A 17,665-nucleotide genomic window follows, 5' to 3' on the forward strand; every position below is an offset into this window, starting at 1 on the left:
TATCTATTTATTAAATAATTTACTATTTTTTAGGCTTAATTGAGTTTTGAAAACTTTATATTTTTTATATAAAATTAATTCATAATCTTTTCTTGGAGGTGAACTTTATAAAAAAACATAACTATAAAAAAATATTATTTAGCTTATTTTTATCCTTAATCTTTTTAACTTCTAGTTTTCTTATAGACACTATTCCTATTTTTGATAGCATCACTCATGGAGAAGTTACAGTATCTGCCAAAGGTAAGAGTGGTAGTTTTAAAAGTTCTAGTGGATTTAAGAGTTCTAGTAGTTCTAAAAGCTCTAGTAGTTTTAAATCAAGTGGTGGAAAATCAAATGTAAAAAATTCTACTAGTAGCTTCAAAAGTGGTTCCTTTAAGAGTTCTAGCTCTTCTAGTAGCTCTAGTTCTAATAGTTCTAAGAGTGAAAGTAGTTCTAGTAGCAACTCTGGAAATTTTAAGAGTGGTTCATATAGTACTAATGTAGACAAAGGTAAATCTGGAGCTTCAAAGGGTTTCTCTTCTGGATCCTACAGTACTTCAGACAAAAATAGCACAACCCAAGATAAAGATTATAATAATCAATCATCAAATTATGGTAACTACGATGATTATGATAGTGGCTTCTCATTAGGAGATGTACTCTATGGCCTATCTGCAATGAGGAACCTAGGTCTTAGATCTGGAGGAGGGGGAACATCCTTCGGCTCCATAATTACAATGGCCGTAATATTCATAATTATAGTTAATGTAATAAGAATTTATTTAAAGAGAAGAAAATATTAATTAGGAGGATATTTATGGGTATCTTTACAAGAATGTCAAACATGTTGAAATCTAAAGTGAATTCTACTTTAGATGAAATGGAAAATCCAATAGAATTATTAGATCAAAAACTTAGAGATATGGAAAAACAATTAAATACTGCAAAATTAAACTCGGCTCAAATAATAGGTAATGCTCATGAAATAAAAAAGAAAATGGAAGCTTGCGAAGTTGAAGTTAAAGACTATGAAGATAAAGTTAAATTAGCTTTATCAAAGAATAATGAAGACCTAGCTAAAAGAGCCTTATCTAGAAAAATTGAATCTGAAAAGAAATTAGAAAGTTTAAAAACTAGTTATGAAGCTGCAAGAAATCAAGCTGATACAATTAAGAAAAATCTTGCTGCCTTAGAAGCTGAAATAGATAAAACTAGAAACTATAGAGATGAAGCTGCTGCTAGATATAGCAATGCTAAGGCTAGTCAAAAAGTTAATGAGGTTCTTGCAAATGTTCAAACTAAATCTAACTCTATAGAAATAGATAGTATAGAAAGAAAAATTCAAAAGCATGAAGCTTTAGCTAATGGCTTAAATGAGCTTAGAAATGTAGATACATTTGAAAGTGAATTTGAAGCTTTAGATACTGTTGACTTAGATTTAGAACTTGAAAAGTATAGAAATAATAATTAGGTGATTAAATGTCTAATACAATAGATTTCATTAATAACGAAAGGGATACTATAGGAAAAACTTTTACTGAAATCACTTATGCTATAAGTGAAGTTAGCCCTTTCCTTGATTCAGCCTTTTTAAGAAGAAGAAAATATTATTCAAAGCTTCCTATATTAAAAAATTATATAGACATGCTAGATGATGCAGAATATTCAAGTAAAAATAAAAAATTTCGTTTTTTTAGTAAAGATGATAGTGTACTAAAATTAGAAAAATATAAGCAAGATAATTTAGAAGTATTTAATCAAATGCAAGATTGTTCTAAGTGTACCTGTCTTAATTGTATTAAAGAGTGTGATTTCAAAAGTTGTAGTGGATGCAGGGTGAATTCTTATATAAAATCTTGTGATAAGTCTAATTTAAATGTACGTTTTCATAAGAACTTTATTTTAGATCTTACTAACAATAACACCGGAAAATCTAATAGGTATAAAGTTCTTGCAACTATAGAGAATTGTATCGATGATAAACTTTATATAGCACTTGAAAATTTAATGGATAATAGTGATAAGCTTCTTCTATATTACTATCCAGGTATTTCATCTGATGATTTTGGTGAAATTACTGATGAAGAAGAATTCAATTTAGTGGTTGAGACTTATGAGCAAGCTTAGTGCTTCGCACAATGGTTAATGCATAATAGCTAATGCGTAATGCATAATGCATAATTTTTGAAATAACTCAGAGGAGCTGAGTTATCAGAAATTAAGTAATGTGAAAATTCCTTACGGAATTTTAAATTAAATAAATAAAAACATAGAACCCATTGGCTTTTGGTTAATGGGTTCTATTTAATATATATAATTCTCTGCTATTATAAAAATTTATTTTTATTCATCATATTGTCTAATAAGTTATTATTGTAGTTTCAAAAAATCTTTCTTGAAATTCTACTAGCGCCTTTATTTGCTCTTTGTTATATTTATTTAATTCTTTGCAAACTACTAATTTATCTTCGATATCATTTATTCTTTTTATTATTGCTACAACATATCCTTCGTATGTTTCTAAAGGTTCAAACTCTCCAATAATATATACATCAATTTCTTCACCATCTCCTGATATAGTATTAGGAATAAATCCATAATTTAATGAGTATATAAAGTTATGTTTAGGATGCTTGGAGCCTAATGGTCTATCAATTTTAACCTTAATAAAATTACCCAAATAATATTCCATATAATATTCTCCTATCCTAATATTTTTTATCTCTTAATACTTTAATTTCCTCTATATCTAATCCTGTTTTATCTGCTATAGTTTCATTATCTAAAATGTCTAATAAATTTTTAGCGATTTCCAATTTTGCTTTTTTTTCTGCTGAACTAATCATATTAGCTCTTTCATGAAGTGATCTTTCTCTCTCATAGTAAATTCTCATAGTTTCTTCATCACTACTTAAGTATTCGATTTTTTGTTCAGCTTTCTCTATTGCTGTATCCAAACTAATCAACTCCTTCAATGTAGTTATTTTGTTTCTCCACAAATACGCTTCATGTTATCATAAACAAATGAGATTTTACCATTTATTCTTCTGTTTATTTTCTACATAATTATGGTATAATTCTAAAATATTATTTAGAAATTCCGTAGTGGATGTCTACGGGGGTTTTGAACATTTTATCCTCCTTGGACTATTGGTGATACTTCATCATAGTTAGGGGGTGGTATTGGATATGCTAGAATTAATTATAAAAGGCTTAATTGCTATTTATATTATTAGATTGGTTTTAAAATATAATATTTTTGTTTCTAAGTTAATAATTAAGATTAATTTTCTTGGCCTTCATATAGAACTTAATAGCAAAGAGAAAAAGCACCCATCCGACAAAGAATAGTGCTTTAAACTCTTAATTAAATACATATTTAATTCATCCAATAGCCCTAAAACAAAATAAATGTTCTAAGGATTGCTTAGTGCTACCAACACTAAGCTTTTCTTATTTAGCTTTGCATAAGTTCGATTTTACTAAATCATAGATTTAGAATCTCACTTATATTATAGCAAATTTTTATAAAAAATAAACCTGTATAATTTTTTATTTTAAATTTTTAATATTAATAATATAAATTGTAATTTATAAGACTATTGAATTCCAATTTACCTATCTCTTTCTTAATTCATAAAGAATTTATTATAAAAAATTATTATGTGAATAATAATCAATAATTGGAACCCCTTTATCTATTAGGTAATTTCCTACTGCTGTCTCGATTTCTTTTCTCTTTTTTATCTTAAAAATCAAATACTTTTTTAATGACATCATATTTGCTATCGTAAAACTTGTATCTCTTTCCACCCCATTTAGGTTCTTCCCAATTGCAGTTTTTAACAATTATTCCACTATTGACAACCTCATGTTCAATACCATCAAGTTCTATTCTATTAACTTGACTTTTCTGATTATCCACGTTGCCTTTTATCAAATCTAAAAATTCATTTACATATAAAAATACCTCTTCAATAGGTACCGTTTTTCTTTCGCTTGTATAATAGCGGTTCTTGTACGTTCATTATTTTTGCGATCAACAGAAACAAGTACGCGTTGTCCACTTGATACTTCATATTACATAAGGTACCTCCGTTAAATTAGTATTTACATTTCACTTTAAAAATATTACTTAATTTATATAAATAGAACTGACACAAGTGCAATATATCTAATTTTCAATAATAAAAATAGCCTTAAGCATTTTATATCAATACCTAAGGCTAATAAACTTATAGACTTTCTTTATTTAATTATATAGAAATATGCAAGAACTATTATTCCAAGAACAATTCTATACCATCCAAAGAATTTGAAATCATTCTTCTTGATATATGCCATTAAGAATTTAATTGCTATTACTGATACTACAAAAGCAACAACTAATCCAACAGTTAATAGCATAATCTCACTTCCTGTAAAGTTAAATCCAAACTTAAGTAATTTTAATGCACTTGCACCAAACATAACTGGTATAGCAAGGAAGAATGTAAATTCAGCTGCTATAGTTCTAGATACACCTATTAATAATGCACCTACTATTGTTGCACCAGAACGTGAAGTTCCTGGGAACACTGCCGCTATAAGTTGCCATACACCTATTATTATTGCAGATGTATATGTTATATCAGCTAAACTTGTAATAGTTGGTCTTTTACCTTTATTGTAATTTTCAACAACAATAAATAATATACCAAAGATAATAAGCATTACTGCTACTGTAGTTGGGTTATAGAATAATTCATTAAGCTGATCGTCAAATAAAAGTCCTACTACTGCTGCTGGTAAACATGCAACTATTATCTTAAACCACATAGAGAAAGTTTCTTTTTCTATATGCATTCCCTTTTTATCAAACTTAAACGGGAAAATCTTTTTCCAATATAAAATAACAACTGCCATAATAGCACCAAGCTGAATAACTACTAAAAACATCTCCATAAATTCTGGTGATACTTTAAGCTTTAAAAATTCATCTACTAATATCATATGACCTGTACTACTTACAGGAAGCCACTCTGTAATTCCTTCTACAACTCCAAGTATTATGGCTTTAATAATTTCTAAAAACTCCATTTAATTCCCTCCAAATATAGTCTACTTGCTCTGTTTCATATATTATACCATGCTATAACACTGTTTTTTGAATCTTTTTAATTGTTTTATTTAATCTTAAGAATCTTTTTAATTATTTTATTTAATCTTAATAATCTTTTTAAAAGTACTTATAGATAAACTTGCTAATAATCCAAAGATCAAAATACAAACTAAAAGGCTTATTAAGTAAACAACAAATAAGTTTTCACTCATAAAATCGCTCAGTACCTTTATTGCAAAGAAACTATGAATTGCTCCTACAATAAGTGGTAATATATAAAACATCATTACTTCTTTCTTTATTACTTTATTTATATCCTTTTTATCAGCACCAATCTTTAATAATGTATTGTATTTTTCTTTATCTTCATTAGCATCGCTATATATTTTCATATAAATTATACTTCCATCTGCTAAAATAAATACTAAAAATAAAAATGATCCTATTGCGTAGACAATCTTTAACCAAGATACAGAAGCAAGGTCATATGCCCCATAATAAGCTAAACTATTGTCGGTAATAACCTCAGCATTTTCTAATTCATTTGTTATATTTTCAATTTTATTTTCTACTGACTTTTCATCACTATATTTAACTCCATAAAAATTTATCTCTGTGCCATAAGCTTTAAGATTATTATACATATCATCACTTACTATAAAAGTTCCGTTGTTTAATGAAGTTCCTAAAAGCTCTGTTCTTGTATATTCTAATATCTCTAAATTAATATCTCCTATAGTTATAGATAATGGATTGCTAGCAAGACTCATTAATGTTCCAGGCCTTTGAAGATAAATAGCATTGTTATCCTTAAGCTCATTTTCTTCTAATAAATTTTCACCTTTTTTATTGGTAATTATATTAAAAATTTCTTTAGCTTCACTATACGGTAATACGTTTGTTTTTAATTTTCCTATATTAAATAATTCACTCCCTGAAAGAATAGAACCATTTTCTGATGAATCTATTATTAAAACCTTATTATCTACTACATACTCTTCTTTACTTACTTTAGAAATAATATTATTTATAGTATCTTTTTTAATGCTATCTTCTGAAGCAAAGGCAAAAGTATAAAGCATAGAATTTCTTTCAGCATTATCATATAGCGTTTTCATAGATGCCGCTGTTCCAAGAACTGTTATAGCGCAAGCTGTAACCCCTGCAATTGTTGCATATGTTGTTGAATTTTTTCTTAATCTATATGCTAAATTATTTATTGTAATTATATTTTCACCTTTATATAAAATATTTTTATGCTTTATTAAAAGATTAAATATTATAGGAATTACACTACCAAAAAGCCCATAAGTTCCTATTAATACTAATACTAAAGCTTTAAAAGCATTAAATACATTTCCTGATGAACCTGTTGTAACTGCAAATCTATATCCTACACCTATTGTAATTAAAGACAAAAGTGCTATTAAGTAAATTATAAAATTAATTTTAGGCATTTTCTCTTGTTTCTTATTTGCATTTAAAAGCTCTATAACATTACTTCTTATAATATTTATAAAACCTTTTATGCTCATAAATAAAAATATAACCATAAATATTATTACAGTTAATATAATAGCTCTTGGTTCTATATTAAATTTTATATCAATATTGAAACCTGCAAACTTAAATATTACCATTTGAAATAGCTTTGATGATAAAATACCTATACCTATACCTAATAAACATGAAGTTATTCCTATAAGCATTACTTCAACAAAATAAATCTTACCTGTTGTATATGAGTCTATCCCCATGAAAGTATATATTCCAATTTCTTTTTTTCTATTCTTTAAAAATATGTTAGTAGCATACCATATAAAAAATATCATAAAGACAATAAGTACTACCGCTGTTGCATAAGTAAGAACTTTTGTATTATTTTCATTTATAGCTCCTAAGCTTGAAAAAGATTCACCTTGTATAAGAATAAAAAGGTTACTTAGTATTGCTACTGAAAATATCATTGATATAAAAAACATTCCATAAACTTTAATATTATTTTTAAAGTTATTGTAGGCTATAGAAAAAATACTCATTACTTAGCACCTCCCATAGCCGCTAACATATCGATTATTTTTCCATAAAACTCCTTTTTATTATTACTAGAATCTAATCTACATTTTATTTCTCCATCACTTAACATATAAACAGACTTTGAATAACTTGCACATAATGCATCATGTGTAACCATTACTATAGTTGCATTTTCCTCTTCATTTGCTCTTTTTAATGATTCCAAAAGATCTGAGGATGATTTAGAATCTAAAGCACCTGTTGGCTCATCTGCAAATATTATTTTAGGCTTAGTTATTAATGCTCTTGCAGCAGCCCCTCTTTGTTTCTGTCCTCCTGATAACTCATAAGGGTATTTCTTTAAATGCTCTTCTAATCCAAAGATTCTAGATATTCTTCTTACTTCATCTTCAATTTCTTTACTTTTCTTTCTACCTAATGCAAGTGGCAAAGCTATATTATCCATAAGGTTCATATTATCTAAAAGGTTATAATCTTGAAATATAAAGCCTATTTTTTCTCTTCTTAATTTTGATAAGTCTTTATTCTTAACTTTTACTACATCTATATTGTCTAATAAAATTTCTCCTTTAGTTGGTTTATCTAAAGTAGATATAAGATTAAGTAAAGTTGTTTTTCCAGCTCCTGAAGGTCCCATTATAGATATAAAATCTCCTTCATTTACATTTAAAGATATATTATTTAAAACTTTAGATTTAAATCCTCTAGTTCCATATTCCTTAGATACATCTTTTAGCTTCAATACTTCCTTCATATTTTTTACCTCCAAATTCAAACTATATAATTATTTTAATAGTTTTTCATTATGGATTCCTTCGCTTAACATTACTTTTAAAGTTCTAATGTTACATTTTCGTAACACTAAGATAATCTGATATTTTATAGAACTTAATTGTAAATAAAGTATAATTATCTTTTACTGATTCAACTTCTATGCTATGTTCTAACTTATCAATTATTTTCTTAGAAAAATATAGCCCCATTCCTGTAGATTTATAAACTGAGTTTCTACCATTACTACCTGTAAAGCCTTTATTAAAAACTCTATCCAAATCTTCTTCATCTATTCCTATTCCATTATCTTTTATTTTTAATTCAATATATTTTTCTTTTTCTCCAGCACTAAATTTAATAACTCCATTCTCCTTTGAATATTTTATAGAGTTATTTATAAGCTGTCCTAAAATATATGTAATCCACTTTTTATCGGTATAAACTTTAAAATCTAAATTATCCAGCTCTAGACTTATATTATTTCTAATTAAAAAGAAAGCATTATTTTTTACTGCTGTTCTTACAATATCCTTTAAATTTTCTTCTTTTATAAAAATATCTTCTGCTGAAGCTGTAGCCCTACTCCCATACATAACTGAATTAACTAAGAAGTTCATTTTTTCTAACTCATTTTCTATAGATGAAATCATATCATCACTATCTCTATCTAAAATTATTTTCATTGCACTTAAGGGAAGCTTTATCTCATGAACCCACCTTGAAATATATTCTTCCATATCCTTTAACTGCTCTTCACAAGATTTAGTTTCATTTCTAAGTTTATTATCTTTATAATCTATAATATAATTAATTATTTTCCCCTCAAAAAAATCATCCTCTATACAATAGCTATCAATATCTTTTTCTTCCTCTATTAATTCTATTATTGAGCTGTATCTATCTTTAAATTTTCTATAATCTAAAATAGTAAATATAATAAATACAGTTATAATCAAAATATCTAAATATATTAAATCACTTATATTTTTTATACTGTTCAAAGAAAAAAGATACAAATTAATTATTAAAAATAATACTCCGCTATAAATAAAAACTGATAACCTTTCTTTAAAAAAATCTTTAGTTTTCACTACACCATATACCCTAACCCCTTCTTAGTTTTTATAAAATCTTCAACTCCTATATCCTTTAACTTACCTCTAAGCCTCGTTATATTTACAGTTAAAGTATTGTCATTTACAAATTCATCATCATCCCAAAGACTCATCATAATTTTATCTCTTGATACTACCTTTCCCTTATTCTTTATAAGTAAAGATAATATTTTAATTTCATTCTTAGTAAGCTCAAGCTCCTTATCCTTGTATCTAAAAATACATCTTTCAATATCTAAAACTGCATCATTATAATAAACTAGCGAATCAGAACTTACATAATCATAACTTCTCCTAAGTAAAGCATTAATCTTTGAAATTAATACCTCTACAGAAAAAGGCTTTGTAATATAATCATCTCCACCATTATTCATTCCCATAATAATATCCATATTAGAATCCCTTGAAGATAAAAATATTATAGGAACCTTTGAAATTTCTCTTATTTTTTCGCACCAATAAAAGCCATCATAAAAAGGTAAATTAACATCCATTAATACAAGACTTGGTTTTTTATCTATAACTTCCTTCACTATATCATCAAATTTATCTATTAACTCTACTTCAAAAGCCCATTTCCTCAATGATAAAGATAACTCTCTAGCTAAATCTATATCATCCTCAATCAATAGTATTTTCTTCAAAGTATTCACCTCTAACTTAGTATCTATATTTTCTAATAAAATATTACCATAGTTTTACTATTAAATGTATTTTTAATAATTGTGATTATAATAAAATAAGTGTATATATTAAGCGCTTTTTAACTTAATATATACACTTATATATGCATTTCTAAGACTATAAGAATTATTTAAAGCAACCCCATATAATATTAATTCTAATCAGTAAGTTTTTAATAAAATAAGCTTGTCATACTATTTATGGTACGGTTCTCTGCGACAGTAGAAAATGAGTTTTTTCTAAATTACTATATACAACTTCTTTCTTCTAATCATAAAGATTTTCATAAAAATATGACTACCTCTAATTACAACTTTTATTTTTTTATTTTCTTTTTTACCCTTCGTCCAACCTCATTTAAATTTAGACTTATTCCACCAATACCTGGTTTAAGTTCTATAATATCTCCTTTTGATAATTCTTCCATTTTTCTACTTAGTTTATCTGTATTTTTATCCATTTTATTTCCTATCGTTTCCATTGTTTCAATTATCCATTCTATATTTAAATTATATTTATTTCCATTATATTTAATTATATCTGCAAAAAAATCAATAAGACTTTTTGAATCTACGTCTATATCTATACTTGCCATTAGTTCTATACAGTACTTAAATAAATTTCTCTCATCTTCATTCCCATTTATTGCACGTTTACCTAAACTAAATATAGACTCCCAAATTTCTAACCTCAGCTTCTTTGAAAATTCGGATAAAACAGCAACATCCGGTGGGTTCATTAAATACTCTATATAATAATCTTTCATATAAACTTTATTTATATTCATTAAACGTTTCAATATATATTCAATGTGTTTTAATTTATATATCGGACTATCATAATCTTTTTTCAAAAATTGCTCTGCCTCAGAACTACTAAAATTCAAACAATCTAATTCTTCTAATGAAAAGTAAAATCCATTGTTATCTATTGTACAATACACTGAATATTCTTTTATTACACCATTCTCAAACCAAATCGTTCGATTTCCCTTTGCTCTATAGATATAATTAAACCTTCCATTAGCTGCATAAATATTTTCATCTAAAATAAATCCTGAGTGCTCTATATAGTCAATATTACGGTCAGATTCTTTTCTTATATTCTTAATATCAACATATATTTTTACCACTACTTCTGAGAAAATTTCATTATGTTTCAAATCATACTTAACCAATAAGTTATGTATATTTCTAAGCGTATCTAATGTAATATACTTACCATACTTCCATGATTCTTCCAAAATTTTTGTTATTAATCCACTCATTATTTTATCAGATTTAAGTAACATTAAAGATGCACTCTCCTTTATACCCTTTTACTTTTGCTACAACTTTGCTAAATATATTTTAAATATCATTTCCCAGTATAATGCTATTATTTTTTCAATCTATACAAATTAAACCCAAACTAGAGTTATAATGAACTTTTTAATTCCTTATTACCAAACAATATTTATAAACTTAAAGTAATAACCGCACTTACTTGTGATATGTTTCTCATATCAGTGGCAAGTAAGATTTTTAGATATCCACTATTTACATAAATCATTCATAAAGAATTTTAAATTCCAAAGATAATTTTGTTGAGAATAATTATATAATTGTCTTACCATATCTTCTGGTATGTATTTCTTTTCTTTATGCCACGTGTCGGTAGCTTTAAAGCTCTTTCCAACACAATATGTATTAGCATTCTGCCCAACCTTTGCTAATACCCAATCCAATTCCTTAGTTATATATTGAAATAATCTTGGAGGCATTTTATTATAATCGTATTTAACAATAATATCCAGTACAATTTTCAAGTAATTATCATATGCAGTGAAATTACCATCCATAGTTGTTTTTTTATATACCCTACTAAGACATCTTATCAAAAATTCTATGTACGAATTAATCATGTTATATTCGAACTTAGATACTAAATCTAATAGTTCTGCTCTAAACTCTCTTTTACTTATGAACTTTTCTATTAATTCTTCATCATCTTCAATTAGTCTTCCACAAAGAATCTCTAATTCATTCGACATATTATCATATTCTTTCTTCTTATCAATTAAATAATCACTTAATTCCTCTAAAAAATCTCGTATATCGCATATCTCTATTATTATATTGCCATTTTCATCCCTATAAGGATTCTCCTTAGGCTCCGATGTCCAAAAAGCTTGCACTATATCATATGGATATTCATTTTTTTCTGTGTATATATTTTTTGACCAATCTAAAGATGATAAAACATTCATATCTCCCAAGCTATATCCCAGAACTAATGTGGTAGATTCCCTAATTGTCATAGCTAACTTAGATTGCCTATATTCATTTGGTCTAAAAAGTGGAATATAGTCATCTTGTGTTATAATTATTGAATCCTTATCCAGTCTTGTCCCATGTATATGGTATATTGGAATAATCCCCTTAGGTGCAGATAGGTAATTAAGCGGACTTAAGCTTTTACATTTCCCTGTCAATATTGACTCTAATACTAAATCATAATTGGTAGTAATTATCCAATTTGGCTGAATTTTATCAAACAGCTCCCTAAATACACATATTCTTTCTTCATTTGGTATCCAGTTTGATACCTCACACACCTTCTCCTTAAATATCGACTTAGCATCATAATAGCTATTTTTATACCTGCTTTGTAATTGTTTACATAATATAGTCGATAATTCTGGTAATGATATCCCTATTAAATCATTTTTATCAGGGAAATCCAATTCTAACTTTTTACTTACTTTATTTATTAGTTCAAACCAATTTAATGCTGGTTCACCACTTCCACCAAAAACCCCCTTAGAAAATCCTGCTCCAACAAACATCCCTAAATTCCCATAATTATATGAATCAAATAGTTTTTCAAATACTATTTCCCTACTTAACTCTTCACATACTATTTCCTTATTTAGCCATTCACTCATTATCCCCTTACTTTGTATTTCATCTTTTATACCCTCTTCATACATTATTTATTCCCCCCTATTCTATACTTCCAATCATTAATATTAAATAAAATACTTAATATACCTTCTTGTATTTAATATACTTGCAATAAATATTTAGTATTTCTGCTTCAAAATTATACCATATTAGTTATTAAATATATATTCCTTATATATATTTATTGTAAATTTCATCAAAATAAATTAGCAAACCTCACCTCGTAAATTTTATTATTAATAGCTTCAAAATTAAAGTCTCCAGTATTACTGAATAATTTCTTTGCCTCTTTTCTAGCCTTTTTATTAATTGCAACTGTCCAACAATTTTCTAAGCTAATTTTTATATTATATATTCTTTTTCTTTTTTCACTAGTTGCAAGTCTTATATTACTATAACTAAATTTAAAATATCTATTGAAACACTTCCTAACATAAATAAAAAAAGGCATACCTTCTCCATTACTTATATATTTTACTGATCTATCATCTATAATTAAATTTATTTCTTAACTTATCTCCACTGATAAATTATTATTTTAAATATTATCATATGTAATGACTCATGATTTTACTTTCTCTATTTCTTAATATATTACTTATGATAAGATATTTGTACCTATAAGTATAGCCTTAACCAAGTAACTTCAAGAATTAATACTAAAACCTCATTTATTTGTGATACGGTTCTCCGTAACACCTCTAAGTGAGGTTTTTAACCCTTCTTAATTATCATTATTTATATTATTTAATATTTCTTTCGCCTCAAAATACTCTTGACTTTTCTCTAAAAATCTCTTGCTAAACAATGAGTATTTTTCACTTTTATCTCCTAACTCTTCAATTGTTTCAATAGATTCTTTGAGTTTACGTATTTTATTTGATTTAATTCTTTCGGTAGATGCTTGTTCAATTTCTTTTAAATACTGTGATAATTTTTGTTGATACTCAGATAATCTAACTAATAAGTCAGCTCTAGCTTTCAATAGTCTAGTTCCATTTAAGCTACATACATCTATTGTTAATGATGCTTTTTCATAATACACTTTATCCCCTTTTGCTACCATATTAATTAAATTAAAATCTATATACTTTTCAGTATCATCAATTGATGGGTTTAATATTGGCTCTTTAATTGTATCATGATTAGATTTTGAATCATTGCATTTTCTACAAATAGGTAATAAGTTATCCCACTCAAATGTAAGCTTATGATATAAAGACTTAGGTACAAAATGTTCTACCTCGAGATTTCCTCCTTCTGAAGGTACACATTCGCAAAATGCACATTTCCCATAACTTGCTTTCGCCAACTCATCCTGTATATCTTTCTCTCTGTAGTATTTTAATAATTTTTCTTTCTCAGCTTTAGGAATTTTTGAATATGCCCCATATTTATTCACAGCATCATCTAATTTTTTTGTCCAGACACTACAATTATCCTTTAATATACTTGGTGGCTCAGATGACTTAATTATTCTAATCATATTAATCCTCCAATTGTAGCTCTGCTAATTTTATTTTTAATACTGAAGCTATTGTATCAGATGGATGTGATACTCTTTGGAGACTTTGTAATATCTCCCTAAGTTTGCCAATTTTTTTTTCCTCAACAGCCTTCATACCTTCACTAACTAATACTTCGTATACCTTATTAGATAAACTTGAAACTCCCATTACATCTTCTAATATTTGGTCTGTATTCCACCCACTATAACTTCTATTGTTAGTATTTACATTTATAACTCCACTATCTATAGAATCTAAAATTATTATTTCTCCATCGCGCGCCGTAGCTATCATATGTGGTGAATGAGTTGTAACAATAAACTGTACATTAGGAAATATATTTTGTAGTGAACTCCTTAATGTTAATTGCCACTCAGGATGTAAATGTACATCTATCTCATCAATTATTACAGTTCCTTTAGCATTTTTTACTATCATGTCTTCTCCAGTATTAGTTCTTTCTATCCATTCAAAAATACTTAAAACAATTGATAATACTGATTGAAACCCTGATGATAACTCTTCCAAATAACAAATTTTATCATCAACTCTGAATTTTGGTTCTAATTCTCTTTCGATTGAGACAAATTCAAAATCTACATTAGCTGGACCTAATTTACTCAAATTAAAAATTAACCACTCCCAGTTTTGTCTCTCTATAATTGCCCAATCCTTATCAATTTGAAAATATCTATTAATCATCCATTGTTTAACATTTGGTAAAATCCCCCCATTCAAATTATTCGCTGCATTCCTTATATATTCTTGTCTAGAGTCATCTACATTTAATTCTCTCCTCATTCCTTCAATAGCTTTATATTCTATTCTCCTAAATGCTCCTAAAACCATTGGACAAAAATTAATTTTATTTATATCAAATCTATAATATGTATTGCTCACCCCATTACTAGGTGGCTGTATCAAACTGCTTATATTTGGAAAACTCCTATATAAATTTTTGATATTACAATATTGTCTATTCGGGACTACTCCTATTCTATCTACTTCATTATTTCTCACTATATCTATCCAAGTTTCAAAATTTTCTTCGTATCTTGAATCCTCCTGCCCATATTCAGAATAAGACAAAATTATAGCTCTTAGCAATGACGTTTTTCCACATCCATTTTTACCTACTATAAAATTAAAGCCTTTATTAAACTCTACATTTAATTCATTAAAATACCTAAATCCTTTTACATGCAAATTTTTAATATAACTATGACTCATAAATATCCCCCTCATTATCTATACCTCTACTAAATTAAATTATATAACATAATTTAATTTTATCATATATTTCCATTTTAAAACTGTATAGTATTCTATTCAAAGTAGTTTATGATGCTATATTTTTACACGTAAGAGTAGTCTTAAGTAAGCCATATTCATATTTAAGACTATAAACCTCATTTATTTGTGATATGGTTCATTTTTCATTATTCTAAATTCTATATATTAATCATTAGCACTTAATTTATAAAAGAAATTATAATATCTTTATTTCATTTTTCTTTAAGTATATTTTTATTAGTATCATTTCATATTTAATCTTATATAAATATACTACTATTCAAATTAGATTACCTTTGTAACATTATATAATTAATAGAGATATCCCCTTAATTCCATAAGTTCTTTAAATGTTCCCTTTTCTTCAACTTGCCCTTCTTTTGAAACAACTATTTCATCATATTTATCTAACAAAGTTTCTTCTAATTTGTGAGTGACAATTATTCTTGTTAATCCACTAATACTAAGGATATCATTTTCTATTTGGAATGCTATTTGATTATCTAATGCAGCTGTAGCCACATCCATTAATAATATAGGTTTTACTCTAAGTAAACATATTGCAATAGAAATACGTTGCTTTTCTCCTCCTGATAATTTCTTCCTTCTTAATCACATTTATAATCTAAGCCCTTCTCACTTATTAAATTTGATAATCCACTAATATTAATAGTTCTTTTAACTTTATCTATATTAAATTCTTTAAACATAGTTATATTGCCTTTAATGCTTTTATTAAATAAAAATACATTTAGTTACAGTACATTAATATTTTTAGAACAGTTTTCTCGTCATATGCTGTAAATTTTTATAAAAAATAAGATAGGGTTTATACTATCTTAAAAATTACTCTATTTTATTGATTTAATTTTTTCTATATTAAAAACTACATAGAAATATTAGCACCACTGCCATATTTCATAATGAAAACATAACCTTTTCCACTCAATGTAATAAATATTTTTTTCATGCTTTATAACTTTACATAAAAATGAGATAATCCTAGTTAAATATTTCATACTTAAATAGGATTATCTTACTGAAAACATATATACTTATCTAAATTAATATTCAATTAATTTAATCCAATAGCCCTAAAACAAAATTAACTCTCTGAGAATGCGACTATCACAAATCATAGATTTAGGATCTCACTTATATTATATAAATTTATTATAAAAGATAAACTTGTATCTTTTTTTATTTAAAAGTATATTACTCAAATTAATCTTTATCTATTATTACTCTCATATTTTCATCATACTTAATTCCTAATTCTTTATATAATCTATCATTCAGCTCTGTAAGCTTATCATGATATTCTCTATAATCACTACTTATTATCTTCATATTAGGTAAAAAGATATCGTAATATCCACTACTACTAAAAAAGTCATTGATTTGCTTTTTAAATTTATAGAATGGATTCATTACTTTTAATAATGATTCATCATTTAATTTTTCTATATTTGTTAATAGTTTTTTCTTATATTCTTCTAACTCTTCCTCTGTAGCATTAAGTATCTTATTCATTTCATTCATAATATTTTCATTAACCTGTTCATGCATTTCATTGTTTGTATTTTCATAACCTATTTCAATGATTCTAGGTATTTTAATTTCAGGCATATTATCTAGAAAATCAACTATTTCGATCCATGCTCTATATTTCTCCACTGTATCTAAAGGCTCATTTAAATAAGGTTTAAAGTGATATGCTAAATATCTTCCTAATCCACTTGGAAAAGCCCTAATTAACTCTTTGCTAATGAATTCTCCATTACTTTTTTCAATATTAATTATTTCTTCATTTAACTCACTTATGATAGTTTCATTGAAATCACTCATCATAATTCTTTCCAAATAACTTTTTTGCATTTTTAATTGAATTTCTTTTTTAAACTTATCTTCCATAACATTATTAAGAGTTGTTTTTTTATCTGTACTCTTTATTATTATTTTAATGTCTTTAATTGGTATATCTAACTTTCTATATAGTGAAATCTCATTTAATAAAACTATATCTGACTCTAAGTATTCTCTGTATCCATTACTACCTTTTTTAGGCTTTAACAAACCTTGTTTTTCGTAATAACAAATTGCTTTTTTAGTTAATCCAGTTGAACTGCATACTTCATTAATTAACATATCATCACCTCTCTTCTTAATATTAATCTAAGACCTTAGGTTTCAGTCAATATAAAAATTTATTCTTCTTATATTTAA

Annotated in this window: 18 protein-coding genes and 1 pseudogene; 4 read left to right on the plus strand and 15 right to left on the minus strand. The window is 26.4% G+C overall.

The window, feature by feature from the left end:
* Positions 1-98 precede the first annotated feature (98 nt).
* From QK892_RS11245 to QK892_RS11255, 3 genes are read left to right on the plus strand one after another with little or no spacing between them, the layout of a single operon-like run.
* Complete coding sequence (locus tag QK892_RS11245; RefSeq protein WP_317273646.1) at positions 99-785, plus strand: hypothetical protein; 687 nt, start codon at positions 99-101, stop codon at positions 783-785.
* A gap of 14 nt (positions 786-799) precedes the next feature.
* Positions 800-1,453: a PspA/IM30 family protein gene (locus tag QK892_RS11250; protein ID WP_317273647.1), complete on the plus strand. Its 654-nt coding sequence runs from the start codon at positions 800-802 to the stop codon at positions 1,451-1,453.
* A gap of 8 nt (positions 1,454-1,461) precedes the next feature.
* On the plus strand, positions 1,462-2,109 hold the full coding sequence (locus QK892_RS11255; protein ID WP_317273648.1) for a DUF1292 domain-containing protein: 648 nt from the start codon (positions 1,462-1,464) through the stop codon (positions 2,107-2,109).
* Between the two features lie 232 nt (positions 2,110-2,341).
* Here QK892_RS11255 and QK892_RS11260 read toward each other — a convergent pair whose 3' ends face one another.
* The gene (locus QK892_RS11260) at positions 2,342-2,674 is read right to left on the minus strand and encodes an inorganic diphosphatase (RefSeq protein WP_317273649.1); all 333 of its coding nucleotides are present in this window, start codon (positions 2,672-2,674) and stop codon (positions 2,342-2,344) included.
* 16 nt (positions 2,675-2,690) lie between these two features.
* A complete protein-coding gene (locus QK892_RS11265) occupies positions 2,691-2,939 on the minus strand; it encodes an RpnC/YadD family protein (RefSeq protein ID WP_317273650.1) in 249 nt (82 codons plus the stop codon).
* A 226-nt stretch (positions 2,940-3,165) separates the two neighbouring features.
* On the opposite strand from QK892_RS11265, the gene QK892_RS11270 reads away from it, so the two are divergent.
* Positions 3,166-3,333 carry a hypothetical protein gene (locus tag QK892_RS11270; protein WP_317273651.1) on the plus strand — a complete coding sequence of 56 codons (168 nt, stop codon included), beginning with the start codon at positions 3,166-3,168 and terminating at the stop codon, positions 3,331-3,333.
* 297 nt (positions 3,334-3,630) lie between these two features.
* Here QK892_RS11270 and QK892_RS11275 read toward each other — a convergent pair whose 3' ends face one another.
* The 13 genes and pseudogenes from QK892_RS11275 to QK892_RS11335 form a co-directional block, all read right to left on the minus strand.
* Entirely contained in the window at positions 3,631-3,831 is a 201-nt protein-coding gene (locus QK892_RS11275; protein WP_317273652.1) for a hypothetical protein, read from the minus strand.
* A 399-nt stretch (positions 3,832-4,230) separates the two neighbouring features.
* A complete protein-coding gene (locus QK892_RS11280) occupies positions 4,231-5,061 on the minus strand; it encodes an undecaprenyl-diphosphate phosphatase (RefSeq protein WP_317273653.1) in 831 nt (276 codons plus the stop codon).
* Between the two features lie 117 nt (positions 5,062-5,178).
* Positions 5,179-7,122, minus strand: a complete 1,944-nt coding sequence (locus QK892_RS11285) for an ABC transporter permease (RefSeq protein WP_317273654.1) — start codon at positions 7,120-7,122, stop codon at positions 5,179-5,181.
* A complete protein-coding gene (locus tag QK892_RS11290) occupies positions 7,122-7,874 on the minus strand; it encodes an ABC transporter ATP-binding protein (RefSeq protein WP_317273655.1) in 753 nt (250 codons plus the stop codon). The genes QK892_RS11285 and QK892_RS11290 overlap by 1 nt, the downstream gene beginning before the upstream one ends.
* A 91-nt stretch (positions 7,875-7,965) precedes the next feature.
* Positions 7,966-8,985: a sensor histidine kinase gene (locus QK892_RS11295; protein WP_317273656.1), complete on the minus strand. Its 1,020-nt coding sequence runs from the start codon at positions 8,983-8,985 to the stop codon at positions 7,966-7,968.
* A complete protein-coding gene (locus tag QK892_RS11300; RefSeq protein ID WP_317273657.1) occupies positions 8,985-9,653 on the minus strand; it encodes a response regulator transcription factor in 669 nt (222 codons plus the stop codon). The genes QK892_RS11295 and QK892_RS11300 overlap by 1 nt, the downstream gene beginning before the upstream one ends.
* A 356-nt stretch (positions 9,654-10,009) precedes the next feature.
* On the minus strand, positions 10,010-10,984 hold the full coding sequence (locus QK892_RS11305) for a hypothetical protein (protein ID WP_317273658.1): 975 nt from the start codon (positions 10,982-10,984) through the stop codon (positions 10,010-10,012).
* 243 nt (positions 10,985-11,227) lie between these two features.
* Positions 11,228-12,664 carry an SIR2 family NAD-dependent protein deacylase gene (locus QK892_RS11310; RefSeq protein ID WP_317273659.1) on the minus strand — a complete coding sequence of 479 codons (1,437 nt, stop codon included), beginning with the start codon at positions 12,662-12,664 and terminating at the stop codon, positions 11,228-11,230.
* 170 nt (positions 12,665-12,834) lie between these two features.
* On the minus strand, positions 12,835-13,089 hold the full coding sequence (locus tag QK892_RS11315) for a hypothetical protein (protein ID WP_317273660.1): 255 nt from the start codon (positions 13,087-13,089) through the stop codon (positions 12,835-12,837).
* 273 nt (positions 13,090-13,362) lie between these two features.
* The gene (locus tag QK892_RS11320) at positions 13,363-14,124 is read right to left on the minus strand and encodes a retron system putative HNH endonuclease (protein WP_317273661.1); all 762 of its coding nucleotides are present in this window, start codon (positions 14,122-14,124) and stop codon (positions 13,363-13,365) included.
* A gap of 1 nt (position 14,125) precedes the next feature.
* Positions 14,126-15,376: an AAA family ATPase gene (locus QK892_RS11325; RefSeq protein ID WP_317273662.1), complete on the minus strand. Its 1,251-nt coding sequence runs from the start codon at positions 15,374-15,376 to the stop codon at positions 14,126-14,128.
* A gap of 375 nt (positions 15,377-15,751) precedes the next feature.
* A pseudogene (locus QK892_RS11330) lies at positions 15,752-16,030 on the minus strand (ABC transporter ATP-binding protein); the annotation flags it as partial.
* A 633-nt stretch (positions 16,031-16,663) separates the two neighbouring features.
* On the minus strand, positions 16,664-17,587 hold the full coding sequence (locus tag QK892_RS11335) for a MerR family transcriptional regulator (protein WP_317273663.1): 924 nt from the start codon (positions 17,585-17,587) through the stop codon (positions 16,664-16,666).
* Positions 17,588-17,665: the final 78 nt, after the last annotated feature.

It is taken from the genome of Clostridium lamae, from assembly GCF_033043255.1.
GTDB classification, from domain to species: Bacteria; Bacillota; Clostridia; order Clostridiales; family Clostridiaceae; genus Clostridium; species Clostridium lamae.

What these genes read in the sequence shown, in the direction of transcription:
- QK892_RS11250 (WP_317273647.1), top strand. Translation starts at nt 800, where the DNA reads ATGGGTATCTTTACAAGAATGTCAAACATGTTGAAATCTAAAGTGAAT.
- QK892_RS11255 (WP_317273648.1), top strand. Translation starts at nt 1,462, where the DNA reads ATGTCTAATACAATAGATTTCATTAATAACGAAAGGGATACTATAGGA.
- QK892_RS11260 (WP_317273649.1), bottom strand. Translation starts at nt 2,674, where the DNA reads ATGGAATATTATTTGGGTAATTTTATTAAGGTTAAAATTGATAGACCA.
- QK892_RS11280 (WP_317273653.1), bottom strand. Translation starts at nt 5,061, where the DNA reads ATGGAGTTTTTAGAAATTATTAAAGCCATAATACTTGGAGTTGTAGAA.
- QK892_RS11285 (WP_317273654.1), bottom strand. Translation starts at nt 7,122, where the DNA reads ATGAGTATTTTTTCTATAGCCTACAATAACTTTAAAAATAATATTAAA.
- QK892_RS11290 (WP_317273655.1), bottom strand. Translation starts at nt 7,874, where the DNA reads ATGAAGGAAGTATTGAAGCTAAAAGATGTATCTAAGGAATATGGAACT.
- QK892_RS11305 (WP_317273658.1), bottom strand. Translation starts at nt 10,984, where the DNA reads ATGTTACTTAAATCTGATAAAATAATGAGTGGATTAATAACAAAAATT.
- QK892_RS11310 (WP_317273659.1), bottom strand. Translation starts at nt 12,664, where the DNA reads ATGTATGAAGAGGGTATAAAAGATGAAATACAAAGTAAGGGGATAATG.
- QK892_RS11315 (WP_317273660.1), bottom strand. Translation starts at nt 13,089, where the DNA reads ATGCCTTTTTTTATTTATGTTAGGAAGTGTTTCAATAGATATTTTAAA.
- QK892_RS11320 (WP_317273661.1), bottom strand. Translation starts at nt 14,124, where the DNA reads ATGATTAGAATAATTAAGTCATCTGAGCCACCAAGTATATTAAAGGAT.
- QK892_RS11325 (WP_317273662.1), bottom strand. Translation starts at nt 15,376, where the DNA reads ATGAGTCATAGTTATATTAAAAATTTGCATGTAAAAGGATTTAGGTAT.
- QK892_RS11335 (WP_317273663.1), bottom strand. Translation starts at nt 17,587, where the DNA reads ATGTTAATTAATGAAGTATGCAGTTCAACTGGATTAACTAAAAAAGCA.